Source organism: Variovorax sp. YR266, assembly GCF_900107295.1.
Taxonomy (GTDB): Bacteria; Pseudomonadota; Gammaproteobacteria; order Burkholderiales; family Burkholderiaceae_C; genus Variovorax.
Genome location: NZ_FNPM01000007.1, coordinates 410,390 through 424,410, shown reverse-complemented (window position 1 = coordinate 424,410; position 14,021 = coordinate 410,390). Strand labels below are relative to the sequence as shown.

Here is a 14,021-nt window from a genome sequence, read left to right as displayed (position 1 = left end):
GGCAGGCTCAGGGAGATGGTTTCCAGGCCGCCGTCGACTTCGCGGGTGACGGTGGCTTTGTCGCCAGCGACTTCGACCTTGGAGGCGAAGGTGGCCTGGGGCAGGTCAGCAAGAGCCGCCAGCATCTGGCCGGTCTGGTTGGCGTCGTCGTCGATGGCTTGCTTGCCCAGGATGATGAGCGACGGCTGTTCCTTGTCCACCAGCGCCTTGAGCAGCTTGGCGACAGCCAGGGGTTGCAGCTCTTCGTTGGTTTCCACGAGGATGCCGCGGTCGGCGCCGATGGCCATGGCGGTGCGCAGGGTTTCCTGGCACTTGGCGTCACCGCAGGAGACTGCGATCACTTCAGTGACTACGCCCTTTTCCTTCAGGCGCACGGCCTCTTCAACGGCGATCTCGTCGAAGGGGTTCATGCTCATCTTGACGTTGGCAATGTCCACTCCGGTGCCGTCGCTCTTGACGCGCACTTTCACGTTGTAGTCGACGACCCGTTTGACAGGTACAAGAACCTTCATTGACTTGACTCCATTGGATTGCAAAAAGGGGGCTTCGAGGGCAGCCGGTCATTCTAGGACGCGACCTTTGCGGCCTCTCCGTTCTTCTCATCGGCACAGGCGCCAAGAAAAAAGAACGATCGTGCTTTTCCGTGATTATAAAACAGCGTTGGGTGCCTGGGCGAGTCCATCCGGTAAAGACTCCACACGCACCACCCGCTGCGGATAGGGAATGTCGATGCCCGCGCCGCGCAGCCCGTCGAGGATGGCGATGTTGATGGCCGAGCGCAGGTTGTCCTTGCCCTTGTCGGGGTCGGCCACCCAGAAGTTCAGCGTGAACTCCAGGCCGTCGGGCGCGAAGTTCATGAGGAAGGCCACGGGCTCCGGGTCAGTCATCACGCGCGGCTGGGCCTTGGCCGCATCGCACAGGATGGTCTGCACCTGCACCACGTTGCTCTCATAGCCGACCACGATGGTGGTCGTGATGTTGAACTTGCGGTCGGCCAGCGACAGGTTTTCCACCCGGCTGGTGATGAGCGATTCGTTCGGCACGATGGCCTCGCGTCCGTTGCCCGCGCGAATGAGGGTGTAGCGGGTCTTGATATCCGTGATGCGGCCTTCGAAGGTGTCGACCTTCACGTTGTCGCCGATGCGGATCGAGCGTTCGAGCAGGATCACGAAGCCGCTCACGTAATTGGCCGCCAGCTTCTGCAGCCCGAAGCCAAGGCCCACGCCGAGCGCGCCACCCAGCACGGACAGCGCCGTCAGGTCCACCCCCACCGCCGACAACGCGAACAGCAGGCCGACCAGCAGCAGGAAGGCGCGCACCGCGTTCGAAGCCACCTTGCGCATCGACAGGTCGGTGACGGCCTCGCGCAGGATGCGTTTTTCGATGGTGCTGGAGATCCACAGCGAGATCACCAGCACCAGCCCCGCCGACAGCACGCCCTGGAAGATCGTCTGCAGGCTCACGCGCGTCTTGCCGAAGGCCAGCGTGATCTGGTCGAGTTCGGCCAGCACCGGCGGCAGCAGTCCGACGATCCAGAGCACCGCCGCGATCCAGGCCAGCCAGGAGACTGTGCGCTCGATCAGCCGCACGACGTTGGACGCCGGGAACACCGCCCGCAGCACCCGCGCAAACAGCCGGATGACCGCCAGCGACAGGAACACTGGCACCGCGATGCGCAGCACCAGCACGGTCTGGAAATCGATCACCACGCGCCGGGCGAGATCGGTGAGCACCAGCGCCAGCAGCGGGAACAGCAGTCCGTCGAAGGTGCTTTCGCCGAACCAGATCGAGTCCTTGGGCTGGTCGCGGCCGAACCATTTGCTCACGGCCCAGGCCAGCGCCACGCAGGCCACCAGCGCAACCAATTCGACGCCGATGCCGCGCGCATCGACCTGGGCGAGGCGTTGGGTGAAATCGTTGAAATTCATCTATTGAAAGAAAACGGAAGCGTGGGCGCCATTCGCGCCGGCTGCGTTACAGGTCCGCGAGAACGCGGATGTGGGCTTCGACGCTGCGCGCCAGCGCATCGAGGTTGTAGCCGCCTTCGAGCATCGAGACGATACGGCCCTTCGCATGGCGCCTGGCAACATCCTGTATGCGGCCCGTGATCCAGGCGAAGTCGTTCTCGTTGAGGCCAAGCTGGCCCAGGTCGTCCTCGCGGTGGGCGTCGAAGCCGGCGCTGATGAAGATCATCTGCGGCTTGAATTCTTCCAGCCGCGGCATCCAGATCGCCTCGATCAGCTCACGCACGTCCATGCCCCGGGTGTAGGCCGGGATCGGCAGGTTCAGCATGTTCGACGCCGGGTGCACCGTGCCGCTGTACGGGTAGAACGGATGCTGGAAGAAGCCGACCATCAGCACGTTCGGGTCGTTCGACAGGATGTTCTCGGTACCGTTGCCGTGGTGCACGTCGAAGTCGACGATGGCCACGCGCTCCAGGCCGTGCACGTCGATGGCGTGCCGCGCGGCAATGGCGATGTTGTTGAAGAAACAGAAGCCCATCGCCTGCTCCCGGCAAGCGTGGTGGCCAGGTGGGCGCACCGAGCAGAAGGCGTTTTCCAGATCGCCGGCAATCACCGCGTCGGTCGCGGCAATCGCGGCGCCAGCGGCGCGGCGCGCGGCCAGCAGGGTGAAGCGGGTGAGCATCGTGTCGGGATCGACCTGCGCGTGGTCGGGGCCGCCGGCGGGCTCGTCGGCCACCAGGCGCTGATGCAGTTCCTCGAGGTACTCGACGTGCTCCGTGCTGTGCGCCCGGGTGAGCTGCTCCAGGGTGGCCAGCGGCACCTCGCAGTGCTCCAGTGCGTCACCCACGCCGGTAAGCAGCAGGCGGTCTTCGATGGCATCCAGGCGCCCGGGACATTCGGGATGCCCCCCGCCCATGTCGTGCTTCCAGAAGTCGCGATGTGTGAAGTAGCCTGTCTTGCCCATGTGTCTCTGTCGCCACGTCTAGACCTCACGCGGCATGGGGCCGGCAGGTCTTACGGTATCGTTTGCATATGGATACAAATATGGACGTTGCTGCAAAGCTAGCCACTTTGTTAACTCAGCTTAACACGGTGATCGTGGGCAAAGAGGCCCAAGTGCGCGACTGCGTGGCCTGTCTGCTGGCAGGCGGGCACCTGCTGATCGAGGACGTGCCGGGGGTCGGCAAGACCACCCTCGCCCACGCGCTGTCGCATACCTTCGGGCTGCAATTCTCCCGGGTGCAGTTCACCGCCGACCTGATGCCGGGCGACCTGTCGGGCGTGGCAATCTACGACCGGGGCCAGCAGGCCTTCGTGTTCCACCCCGGGCCGATCTTCGCGCAGGTGCTGCTGGCCGACGAAATCAACCGCGCCAGCCCCAAGACCCAGAGTGCGCTGCTCGAGGCGATGGAAGAAAAGCAGGTCACCGTCGAAGGCGAGACCCGCCCCCTGCCCACGCCCTTCTTCGTGATCGCCACGCAGAACCCGCAGGACCAGCTCGGCACCTTCGCCCTGCCCGAGTCGCAGCTCGACCGTTTCCTGATGCGCATCTCGCTCGGCTACCCCGACCGCGCCGCCGAGCGCCAGCTGCTCTCGGGCGTCGACCGCCGAGAAATGCTGGCCTCCCTGCCCGCGATGCTGACCGCCGGCGAGCTGACCGCCCTGCAGCAGCGTGTGCAGCAGGTGCATGCGACCGATCCGTTGCTCAACTACGTGCAAGACCTGATCGCCGCCACGCGCTCTGGCCGCTGGTTTTTGCAGGGCCTGTCGCCGCGCGCCGGCATCGCGGTGCTGCGCGCGGCCAAGGCGCAAGCGCTGCTGGCCAACCGCAACTACGTCGCACCCGATGACGTGCAGGCCGTGCTGCCGCAGACGATCGCGCACCGCCTCACGCCGGTTGGCGACGCTGGCCGCGGCGCCGTCGAGCAGGTGCGCGCCATGATCGCCGCAGTGCCGCTGCCGTGAGCCCTGCAGGCGCCCTCCGCTCGCGCATCGACGGCTGGTTCCTGTCGCGCCGTCCGCCGTCGGACACGCTGGAGCTGACGCAGCGCAATGTCTACATCGTGCCCACGCGGGCTGGATGGACGCTGGCGGCAACGCTGCTGGTGCTGCTGATCGCCTCGATCAACTACCAGCTCAACCTGGGCTACCTGCTGACCTTCCTGCTCGCCGGCAGCGTGGCCGTGGGCATGCACGTTTGCCACGGCACGCTGCGCGGACTGGCCATGCACATGGTGGCGCCCGACGCCCACTACGCAGGCGCCGCCGCCGTCTTCCGGGTGGTGCTGCACAACACGCGACGCAGCGTGCGCTACGGCATCGGCATGGCCGTGCGCGGCAGCGGGCAATGGGCCTGGACCGATGTGCCGGCCGAGGGCACGTCGACGGTCGAGATCGCATTCAAGCCCGAGCGGCGCGGGCTGCATCCAGTGCCGCCGCTGACGGCGGAAACACGCTTCCCGCTCGGCACGTTCCGCGTGTGGACGGTCTGGCGGCCGGCCGCGCAGATGCTGGTGTACCCCACGCCCGAAGCGCATCCGCCGCCGCTCCCGCCGGGCGAGCCCCTGTCGGGGCCGGCAGCGGTGTCCGCCGCGCTGCGGGCACACAACTCCGGCGAATACGATGGCGTGCGGGCCTACCGGCGCGGCGATCCGCTGAAGCTCGTGGTCTGGAAGAAGGCCGCGCGGGCGCAGGCAGCCGGGTCGGAAGACCTCGTCAGCCGCGACACGCAGCAGACCCAGCGCGAAGAACTCTGGCTCGATGCACAGGCCACCGGCCTCGCGGACACCGAGGCCCGCATCTCGCGCTTGTGCGCCTGGGTGCTGATGTCAGACCGGCTGGGCGTGGACTACGGCGTGCGGGTGGCGGGCCGGGTCGTGAAGCCGTCCCAGGGCGAAGCCCACCGGCGGGCCTGCCTGGAGGCATTGGCCCTGTGCTGAACGAGACCGTCGAATGAACAGAGTTGCACGCGAACTCGCCTCGCTTCCCCGCGATGCCAGGGACACCCTTTTCCTTCTCTGCGTCATCGGCCTGATCCTCTTGCCGCAGGTCGAGAACCTGCCCTGGTGGTGCACGGCCATCACGGCGATGGTGCTGCTCTGGCGCGCCTCGCTGGCCGTGCAGGCACGCCCCCTTCCCAGCAAGTGGTGGCGCCTTGCGCTGCTGATGCTGACGATCGGCGCCACCTACGCCACCCACCGCACGCTGCTGGGCCGGGACGCGGGCGTCACGCTGATCGTCAGCCTGCTCGCACTCAAGACGCTGGAACTGCGCGCGCGGCGAGACGCCTTCGTCGTCTTCTTCCTGGGCTTCTTCACGATGCTCACGAACTTCTTCTATTCGCAATCGCTGCTGACCGCCTTCACCATGCTGCTGGCGCTGCTGGGCCTGCTGACGGCACTGGTCAACGCGCACATGCCCGTGGGCCGGCCTCCGCTGATGCAGGCCGCGCGCACCGCGGGATGGATGGCGCTTGCGGGCGCACCGATCATGCTCGCGCTGTTCCTGCTGTTCCCGCGCTTCGCACCGCTGTGGGGCACGCCCAGCGACGCCATGGCGGGCCGCACCGGCCTGTCGAACACCATGCGCGTGGGCACCATCGCCGAACTGGCGCTCGACGACAGGATTGCCGCACGCATCAAGTTCGATGGCGACCGTGCGCCGCCGCAAAGCCAGCTCTACTTTCGCGGGCCGGTGCTGGCGCAGTTCGACGGCCGTGAGTGGACCGCGCTCCCGTCATGGGCGCGCGGCGCGCAGTGGTCCGCCAACCTGCGCGTGAGCGGCGAGCCCGTGCGCTACGAAATCACGCTCGAAGCCAACAACCGCCCCTGGCTGCTGACCCTCGACGCCTCGCAGCGCCCTCCCGAGGCTCCCGGATTCGAAGTCACCGGCACGCCCGACCTGCAATGGCTCGCTAACCGCCCCGTCACCGATCTGGTGCGCTACCGCGCCGAGAGCTACACGCAGTTCCAGAGCGGCCCGGTGAAGCGTACGGGCGGCCAGCTCCAGGCCTACCTGGCGCTGCCGCCTGGCACCAACCCGCGCACCGCCGCCCTCGCCGCCGAGATGCGCGCCGATCCCGCGCTGGCCAACGCCAATGCACAGGCATTCGTGCAGGCCGCCCTGCGGCGCCTTCGCACCGGCGGCTACACCTACACGCTGGAGCCGGGCGTTTATGGCGACAACACCGCCGACGAGTTCTGGTTCGACCGCAAGGAAGGCTTCTGCGAGCACATTGCCTCGGCCTTCGTGGTGCTGATGCGCAACCTCGGCATTCCGGCACGCATCGTGACGGGCTATCAGGGCGGAGAACTCAACAGCGTAGACAACTACTGGATCGTGCGACAGAGCGATGCCCACGCGTGGGCCGAGATCTGGCAGGAAGGCACCGGCTGGACGCGCGTGGACCCGACAGGCTCCGTCGCCCCGGGGCGCATCGGCCAGACGCAACGGCTCGTGCCGCAACCGGGCCTGTTCGCGGGCGCCATCGGCTCGATGAGCCCCACGCTCGCCCAGAACATCCGCGCCGCCTGGGAGGCCGTGAACAACGGCTGGAACCAGTGGGTGCTCAACTACACGCAGAGCCGCCAGCTCAACCTGCTGAAGAACATCGGCTTCGAAGCGCCGAGCCTCGAAGACCTGGCCTACGTGCTGCTCTACCTGCTGGTGGGCGCGAGCCTGGCCGGTGCCGCCTGGACGCTGTGGGAGCGCAGCCGGCACGATCCGTGGCTGCGCCTGCTGGGCCAGGCGCGCGCGCGCCTCGCCAAGGCCGGCCTGCAACTGCCCGACACCGCCCCGCCCCGCCAGATGGCGCAGGCAGCCGACGCGCGTTTCGGCCCTGCCGCGCAGGCCGTGCGCGACTGGCTGCTGAAGCTCGAAGCGCAGCGCTACGCGCCGGCCACGCCAGACTCGCTCTCCACCCTGCGCTCGGAGTTCCGCCACCTCGCCTGGCCCAGCGCCAACGCACGCGGCTGAAACCACATGTGTCCCTGAAGAGGGGCGGCGCGGGCGGACGGCACAATCGGCCGATGCGATTTTTTCTCCCTACGCCTTCGCGCGCCGCTGCGGCAGCCGCTCTTCTCGCCGCATGCTGCGCCTGGTCCACGGGGGCCATGGCCCAGAAATCTTCCAACGGCCCTTCCAATGGCCGGAATGCAGCCGCCAACCCGGTGCGCGGCAGCACGCCCTACGCCACGCGCGACGACGCGATGCAATTCGCCGACGACGTGGCCGAGCGCCGAGGACTCGACCGCGACTGGGTGCGCGCCACCATCGGCAGCGCGCGCTTCCTGCCCAACGTGCCGCGCCTGATGCTGCCGGGCCCGGTCGGCACCGTGAAGAACTGGCAAACGTACCGCAGCCGCTTCATCGACCCGGTGCGCATCGCGGCCGGCGTGCGCTTCTGGCGCGCCAACGCCGACACGCTGGCGCGCGCCGAGCAGGTGTACGGCGTGCCGCCTGAAATCATCGTCGGCATCATCGGCGTGGAAACCATCTACGGCCGCAACATGGGCAACTTCCGCGTGATCGACGCGCTGGCCACGCTCTCATTCGACTTCCCCGACGGCCACCCACGCGCCGCCGAGCGCCAGGCATTCTTCCGCGGCGAACTCGAAAGCTTCCTGAGCACCGAGAGCCGCACCGCCGACGATCCGCTCACGCCCCTGGGCAGCTATGCCGGCGCCATGGGCATGCCGCAGTTCATGCCCAGCAGCATGGCCAAGTACGCGGTCGACTTCGACGGCGACAGCCGCATCGACCTCGTCAACAACCCGGCCGACGTGATCGGCTCGGTCGCCAACTACTTCAAGTCCTTCGGCTGGACACCCGGCATGCCGGCCATCTACCCGGTGCATTTCGAGGAAGCGCGGCTGCAGAAGGCGCTGCTGCTGGCGCCCGACATCCTGCCGACCTTCAGCGCCGACAGCTTCGTGGCCGCTGGCGCGGTGCCCGAAGGTGAAGGCATCAAGCACAAGGGCCTGCTCGCATTGATCGAACTGCAGAACGGTGCCGACACACTGCCAACCTACGTGGCGGGCACGCGCAACTTCTACGTGATCACGCGCTACAACTGGAGCAGCTACTACGCCATGTCCGTGCTCGACCTCGGGCAAGAGGTCAAGGCGGCAATGGAGCAATAGGCACCATGACACCCGAGGCGCTGCACGCGAACTGGACCGACGCATGGCGTGCGCTGGGCGTCGAATCGCCCGGCGATGCGCTGTGCACCGAGCTGCAGCGCCGCTACGGCGAGCCGCAGCGCCACTACCACACGATGCAGCACCTGGGCGAATGCCTCGCGTGGTTCGAGCGCGAGAAGACATCGGCCGAGCGCCCCGGCGAAGTGGCGCTTGCGCTGTGGTTCCACGACGCGACCTACGACGTGCACGCCCACGACAACGAAGCTCGCAGCGCCGACTGGGCGCGCCAGGCCCTGCTTGAAGCCGGCGTGGACGAAGCAGCAGCCGAACGGGTTCACGCGCTCGTCATGGCCACGCGCCACGACGCGGTGCCCGAAGGCCGCGATGCCGAACTGCTGATCGACATCGACCTGTCGATCCTCGGCGCTGAACGCACACGCTTCGACGAGTACGAGCGCCAGGTGCATGCCGAGTACGCCTTCGTTCCGGATGAAGTGCGCCTGCCGCGCCGCCGCGCGATCCTTCAGCGCTTTCTCGACCGCCAGGCCATCTACGCAACACCGCGGATGCACGCGCAGCTCGAAGCACAGGCGCGCGCCAACCTGCAACGCTCCATCGCCGGCTGACTGGCCTTGCCCGTCAGTCGGGCATCAGCCGCCACCACTCGGAGCGCGGCAGTTCGCCGTTGCGCTCCTCTTCAACGATGCCGAACAACAGTCCATTACGCGACGCACCCAGCTTCGCCAGCTGCAGCGTGCGCGCCGCATCGCGGCACAGCGCGAAGCTGGCGTCGCCCTGCCATTCAAGGCACCGGCCGACTTCGGCCAGCATCAGCGCAGGCTGACTCTGCATGAAGGTGAAGGGCATCGGCAGGCCCGCATCGAGCTGGGTCAGCCCCGCATGCGTGGCGCCCCATGCGCCGCGCATGCTGGCAACGCGGATGCGCGCGCCGGCCGGCAGCGCTGCCTCGCCAGCGGCGTCTAGACAGCAGCGCGCGCCGTACATCGCCAGTTCGGTCCACAGGCCGACGCGGCGCGGCCGGCGGCCGATGCGGCGGGCCAGGTCGTCGCGCCAGTCGGCGGGCGGCGGATGCGCGACGAAATGCGCTGCGGTGCGCCAGGTGCTCATGAGCCGACATCCTTCAACACCAGCGAGGCATGCCCGCCGCCGAAGCCGACCACGTTGAGCAGGATGTTGCGCAGCTTCTGCGGCGCCCGCTCGCTCAGCGCAATGCCGAGCGAGGCGTCGAGCGGATAGTCCACGGTGGGCCAGACGCCACCTTCGATGCAGCCAACCAGCAGGGCCAATTCCGCCGCCCCCGCCGCGCCCAGCGTGTGGCCGATCGCCGACTTGAGCGACACCAGCGGCGGCAGCGGATCGAACACCTGCTTCAGCGCTTCCACCTCGATGGCGTCGTTGACGGGGCTGCCAGCCGCCTGCACCTTGATCAGGTCAATGTCGCCGGGCTGCAGGCCGCTCTGCGTCAGCGCGCCGCGACACATCGCGAGCACGGCCGAGGCTTCGGTGCCCGAGGGGTTGCGCCCATCGACCACATTGGCGCCACCCGTGATCTGCCATCGCGCGGGCTGCGATGTCAGGCGCAATGCAGCCACCGCTTCGCCGAGCACCAGCCCCTTGCGCTGCGCACCGAAGGGCTGCGCGCTGTCTGGCGCCAGCAGTTGCATCGCGCCGAAGCCGGCCACGGTGAAGCGGTTGTCCATCTCGACGCCGATCACCAGCGCTTCGTCGGCCTCCGCGCTTCGGATCAGGTCGGCGGCGGCCAGCACGGCGTTCAGCGCCGAGGTGCAGGCGGTCGAGACGGTGAACACCGGCCCCTGCCAGTCCAGCGCGCGGGCCACGACACCGGCAAAGTCCTGCAGATCACCGCCTAGCCGCAGATCCTGTTTCTCGTATTCCATGAAGCCGATGTCGAGCGACGACGAGGCCACGAACAGCGGCGCGGTGCGTGGTCCCAAATCACCGGTCTTGTCAGTCTGCGCAACCACGCTGCGCACGGTGCTGCACAGGCGCTGCGTCCAGTCGCCTTCTCTCGACGCCAGCGCGTAGACCGGCCAGCTGATTCCGTCCGCCACGGCCACCGGCGTCGGGGGCACGCCACCATGTCGCAATGAGGCCAGCACGGACGGCATGTCGTCACCCAGCACACAGGCCAGGCCCATGCCGGCCAGGTAGACATCGTTCATGCCTTGCCCGCTTGCGCCAGATGCTCCGCGAGATGGGCGATGGAAGTCATCGCCCGGCGCGTTTCCTTGCTGTCGGGCATACGCACGCCAAAGCGCTGCTGGATCGTCATCGACACCTGCAGGGCGTCGAGCGAATCGAGGTCGAGCCGGGCCTCGGGGCCGAACAGCGGCTCGTCGTCGCCGAGGCCGCCCGGGGGCGCATCTTTCTCGACGGCTTCGAGCACCATCGCCTTGAGGCTGGCAATGAATTCAGGGGTGACGGTGGTGCTCACGGTGCGCGCCTGCGAAACAGGAAAACGGCCAGAAGAAACATCAGCGCCGCGAACACGACCAGCCGGCCGATCTGCGGCAGGGCATCGGCCACGCCGCCGCCGCGCAGCAGCACGGTCAGCAGCGCCTCGAGCCCCCAGTTCATCGGAGAGATCTCGACCAGCCGCTGCATGAAGCCCGGCATGACGAACTTGGGCACCATGATGCCGCCCGCCGCCGCCATCAGCACATTGACCATCGGCCCGATGGTGGCGGCCTGCGCATGGCTGCGCACCAGGCAAGCCAGCGCGAGCGACAGGCTCACCGCCGCCAGGCTCACTGCCCCCAGCGACAGCAGCAGAGCACCCCAATGGATGCCCGCGAGCGACAGTGCATCGCCGCCGATCAGCGGCATGAACCAGATGCCGGCCGCGAGCATCAGCACAGCCTGCAGCGCGTTCACGCCCAGGTACGGCAGCGCCTTCGATGCCAACAGCATGGTGCGCGACACGCCCAGGCTCTGCAGCCGGCCGAGCGCGCCCGAGCTGCGCTCCTGCACGAACAGGCTGGAGAGCGAGGCCACCACGAAGAACATGCCGAACACCAGCCATGCCGGCACGTTCTGCTGCACCGAGGTCGGCCGCGGGCCGGCGGTGGAGAAGCGCTCGGCACGCACCATCGCCTCGATGGAGGCCTCTGGCGCAGGGCTGGCTGTGCCGGGCACCGCCAGCGCAAGGCGCGCCTTGAGTTCGCCCGACGCGCCGATGAGTTCGGCACGCAGCGCGTTGAACAGGTTGGCGTCGATGCCCGGCTCGGTCAGCAGATGGATGCGCGCCTGCGTCGACAGCGCGGCAGATTCCAGTTCTTCAGACAGGCCCGGCTCCATCACGATCACGTACTTGAGCGAGCCGTTGCGCAGCCGCGCCTGCCAGTCGCTGCCCAGCGGCTGCGGTGCACCATGGCTGCGCTGCCAGAGCTGCTGCAGCCATTTGGCCGGCGTGGCCGTGTCGCGCATGTCGATGGCATAAGTCAGCTCGGCCAGTGGCGGGCGATAGATATCCTTCAGCGTGAGCGACATCAGCACGATGAAGACCATCGGCATCAGGAACAGCGCGGCAAGGCCATGCATGTCGCGCACGAGGGCGAGCAGTTCTTTCTTGATGAGCGCGAGGAGCATGGGGTTCAGTCGCGCAGCGAGCGATGGGTGAGCGCCATGAACAGCTGCTCGAGGTCATGGCGGCCGAACTCGGCATGGCGCACTTCGATGCCCGCAGCTTCGAGCGCGGCCAGCACAGGCCCCGGGCCGCTGCCGGCGTTCAGGTGAATGCGCCAGTGCACACCCACCTGCTCCACCGTGCCGAAGCGCGAGAGCATGTCGGCATCTAGCCCGTCAGCAGCCAGCGTGAGCAGCATCGCGTTCTTCGACAGCAGTTCGTCGAGCGAGCCTTCGCGCAGCACATGGCCGCGGTCGAGGATGGCGACACGGTCAGCGATCGCCTCGATCTCTTCCATGTAGTGCGAGGCGTAGATCACTGCCGCGCCCTGCTGCGCGAGGCTCTTGATGGCGTCGAGGATGAAGGCGCGCGATTGCGGATCGACGCCCACGGTGGGTTCGTCGAACAGCATCAGCTCGGGTTCGGGCAGCAGGGCAATGGCCAGGTTGAGCCGGCGCTTGAGGCCGCCCGAGAGCCGCTCGGCGCGCACGCCAGCGAACTGCTCCAGCTGCGCAAACTGCGTACAGGCCGCGATGCGCTCCTTCTTGCGCGCACCCGACAGGCCTCCAGCCGCGGCAAAGCAGGCAAGGTTCTCGGCCACGGTCAGCATTGGATAGAAAGCCTGCTCCTGTGGCGCCACGGCAATGCGCGTAGGTGTCTTCGCGCGCACCTGCTGCAGCGGCTGGCCATCGATTCGGATCTCGCCCGACTGCACGGCCAGCGCGCCCGACAGGTGCGAGATCAGCGTGGTCTTGCCTGCGCCGTTCGGTCCCAGCAAACCCAGTACGCAGCCCTTTGGCACCGCGAGCGATACGTCGGCCAGCGCGGGCGCGTCGGCATGCGGGTAGCGGTAGCTGAGCTGGCGCAGCTCTAACATCAGGCGACGGCTGCCTTCAGGTCGCGGAAAAAGCTTTCTTCCTGCTGCGCCTGCTCACGCAGCTTCGCAGCCAGCGCAGCCGGGTCGACCGCCTCGCGCCCCTTCACCATGCGCGCTGCCTTGAGCGCGAATGCACGCCAGCCGTCGCCGATGGCGATGAGCCGCTCGGACATCTGCTGCAGCTGCGGCTTGTCGAGCAGCTGGGCCGCCTCCTGCAGAAAGCCCGCATAGATGAAGCGGAAGCCCGCCCCACCCGTGCCGATTTCTTCCTGCATGCGCACCACGTGGCCGATGAAGTCGACGCTGCGCGGATCGGCCGGCGACAGCTTCTGCATGCGCTTGGCCAGCGTGTGCATGCCGCGCACACCGACGATGGGAATGGGCGCGAGCATGTTGCGCACTGTCTTGCGGATGGCCTTGACCACCGAGGCCGCATCGACGACCTTGCGGTCGATGGCCTGCGGGTAGTACATGAGTCCCTTCGGGGCCAGCACGCCCTTGGCGAAGCGGGCACGTGCCAGGTCGCTGCTCGCGCAACGCACGGGCTCCTCGAACACCGGGTCGCTGATCAGGTAGTCGTCGCCGTCCTTGCCGTACACCAGCAGGTTGTGCGCATTGAAGTGAAAGCGCATGTTCGGCGGAAAGTACGGCAGCCAGTACACCGACGTTTGCAGCCCCACCAGCTGGCCATCGGCCAGCAGCGCGTCGAGCCTCTGCTGCCCCGCCTCGGCGCTGCGAAAGGTCTCGAAGCGGAAGCGCGCGGCCATCGGCGCCAGCAGGCCCTTGATGATGGCCTTGGGCGGCATGCGGTACGAGATCAGCGGCAGGCCCGACAGCTTGATGAAGGGAAGGTACGCGAACGAAATCGCGGACGACAGGCCCAGCGCCATGCTCTCGCTCATCGGCGCGCCGTGGTGGCGCATCAGGCTGGAGATGACGCCGCTTTCGCAATGCGCCGCCTGTTGGTGTTGAAAGTTCACGGCAGGCCTTGCAAGGTGGAAACGGGCAGGCCCAGCGCTTCGCTGTAGCGTGCGAGTTGCGCCGACGACAGCGCGGCGAAATGGCGCGGCTGCAGGTGGCGCCGCACGCGCCACTGCCAGAAGCCGCTGGTCTGCGAGAGCAGCGCCACGTCCATGCGGCGCTCGTACATCCAGTATTCGAGCGGCGAGGCCTGCCCCGCTTTCACGCGCTCCTTTGCGGCCTGCGCCTGTTCGACGAGCACGTCGACCGCATGGCTGGTGACGATCTCTTCCGCCTCCCAGCCGCGCGAAGTGGTGGTGACGACGCAGCCCTGCGCATCGCGGGCGTACATCAGCTTGGAGTGGCCGTCGAGGGTCGCATTGCCCTCCTGCGGTACAGCGTCGAGATCCATG

15 protein-coding genes are annotated in these 14,021 nt (G+C 67.6%); 5 read left to right on the top strand and 10 right to left on the bottom strand.

Annotated elements, in window-relative coordinates:
• The 3 genes from BLW48_RS20620 to BLW48_RS20610 form a co-directional block, all read right to left on the bottom strand.
• A partial coding sequence (locus BLW48_RS20620) for an electron transfer flavoprotein subunit beta/FixA family protein (protein ID WP_093177194.1) occupies positions 1 to 512 on the bottom strand: 512 nt, incomplete at its 3' end.
• Positions 513 to 647: 135 nt separating this feature from the next.
• Entirely contained in the window at positions 648 to 1,928 is a 1,281-nt protein-coding gene (locus BLW48_RS20615; RefSeq protein ID WP_093177192.1) for a mechanosensitive ion channel family protein, read from the bottom strand.
• Positions 1,929 to 1,974: 46 nt separating this feature from the next.
• Positions 1,975 to 2,928: a histone deacetylase family protein gene (locus tag BLW48_RS20610; RefSeq protein ID WP_093080179.1), complete on the bottom strand. Its 954-nt coding sequence runs from the start codon at positions 2,926 to 2,928 to the stop codon at positions 1,975 to 1,977.
• A gap of 80 nt (positions 2,929 to 3,008) precedes the next feature.
• Between BLW48_RS20610 and BLW48_RS20605 the strand changes: the two genes are divergently transcribed.
• Genes BLW48_RS20605 through BLW48_RS20585 form a run of 5 tightly spaced genes read left to right on the top strand, consistent with a single transcriptional unit; the run spans position 3,009 to position 8,730 of the window.
• Positions 3,009 to 3,929 carry an AAA family ATPase gene (locus BLW48_RS20605; RefSeq protein WP_093177191.1) on the top strand — a complete coding sequence of 307 codons (921 nt, stop codon included), beginning with the start codon at positions 3,009 to 3,011 and terminating at the stop codon, positions 3,927 to 3,929.
• Positions 3,926 to 4,903, top strand: coding sequence for a DUF58 domain-containing protein (locus BLW48_RS20600; RefSeq protein ID WP_093177189.1), 978 nt, complete (start codon positions 3,926 to 3,928; stop codon positions 4,901 to 4,903). The genes BLW48_RS20605 and BLW48_RS20600 overlap by 4 nt, the downstream gene beginning before the upstream one ends.
• A gap of 13 nt (positions 4,904 to 4,916) precedes the next feature.
• Entirely contained in the window at positions 4,917 to 6,938 is a 2,022-nt protein-coding gene (locus BLW48_RS20595; RefSeq protein WP_093177188.1) for a transglutaminase TgpA family protein, read from the top strand.
• A gap of 53 nt (positions 6,939 to 6,991) precedes the next feature.
• Positions 6,992 to 8,104 (top strand): lytic murein transglycosylase B, encoded by a 1,113-nt coding sequence (mltB, locus tag BLW48_RS20590; RefSeq protein ID WP_093177186.1) that lies wholly within the window; start codon positions 6,992 to 6,994, stop codon positions 8,102 to 8,104.
• A 5-nt stretch (positions 8,105 to 8,109) separates the two neighbouring features.
• Entirely contained in the window at positions 8,110 to 8,730 is a 621-nt protein-coding gene (locus BLW48_RS20585) for an HD domain-containing protein (protein ID WP_093177185.1), read from the top strand.
• A 13-nt stretch (positions 8,731 to 8,743) separates the two neighbouring features.
• Here BLW48_RS20585 and BLW48_RS20580 read toward each other — a convergent pair whose 3' ends face one another.
• The 7 genes from BLW48_RS20580 to BLW48_RS20550 are packed head-to-tail and all read right to left on the bottom strand — an operon-like array spanning position 8,744 to position 14,020.
• Positions 8,744 to 9,232: a hypothetical protein gene (locus BLW48_RS20580; protein WP_093177183.1), complete on the bottom strand. Its 489-nt coding sequence runs from the start codon at positions 9,230 to 9,232 to the stop codon at positions 8,744 to 8,746.
• Entirely contained in the window at positions 9,229 to 10,308 is a 1,080-nt protein-coding gene (locus BLW48_RS20575; RefSeq protein WP_093177182.1) for a beta-ketoacyl synthase N-terminal-like domain-containing protein, read from the bottom strand. The genes BLW48_RS20580 and BLW48_RS20575 overlap by 4 nt, the downstream gene beginning before the upstream one ends.
• Positions 10,305 to 10,580: an acyl carrier protein gene (locus BLW48_RS20570; RefSeq protein WP_256328860.1), complete on the bottom strand. Its 276-nt coding sequence runs from the start codon at positions 10,578 to 10,580 to the stop codon at positions 10,305 to 10,307. Before BLW48_RS20570 ends, BLW48_RS20575 begins: the two co-directional genes overlap by 4 nt.
• Positions 10,577 to 11,734 (bottom strand): ABC transporter permease, encoded by a 1,158-nt coding sequence (locus BLW48_RS20565; protein WP_093177180.1) that lies wholly within the window; start codon positions 11,732 to 11,734, stop codon positions 10,577 to 10,579. The genes BLW48_RS20570 and BLW48_RS20565 overlap by 4 nt, the downstream gene beginning before the upstream one ends.
• A 5-nt stretch (positions 11,735 to 11,739) precedes the next feature.
• Positions 11,740 to 12,648: an ABC transporter ATP-binding protein gene (locus BLW48_RS20560; RefSeq protein WP_093177179.1), complete on the bottom strand. Its 909-nt coding sequence runs from the start codon at positions 12,646 to 12,648 to the stop codon at positions 11,740 to 11,742.
• A complete protein-coding gene (locus BLW48_RS20555) occupies positions 12,648 to 13,628 on the bottom strand; it encodes a BtrH-related acyltransferase DarH (RefSeq protein WP_093080158.1) in 981 nt (326 codons plus the stop codon). The genes BLW48_RS20560 and BLW48_RS20555 overlap by 1 nt, the downstream gene beginning before the upstream one ends.
• Positions 13,625 to 14,020: a DarG family dialkylresorcinol biosynthesis protein gene (locus tag BLW48_RS20550; protein WP_093177177.1), complete on the bottom strand. Its 396-nt coding sequence runs from the start codon at positions 14,018 to 14,020 to the stop codon at positions 13,625 to 13,627. The genes BLW48_RS20555 and BLW48_RS20550 overlap by 4 nt, the downstream gene beginning before the upstream one ends.
• Position 14,021 lies beyond the last annotated feature (1 nt).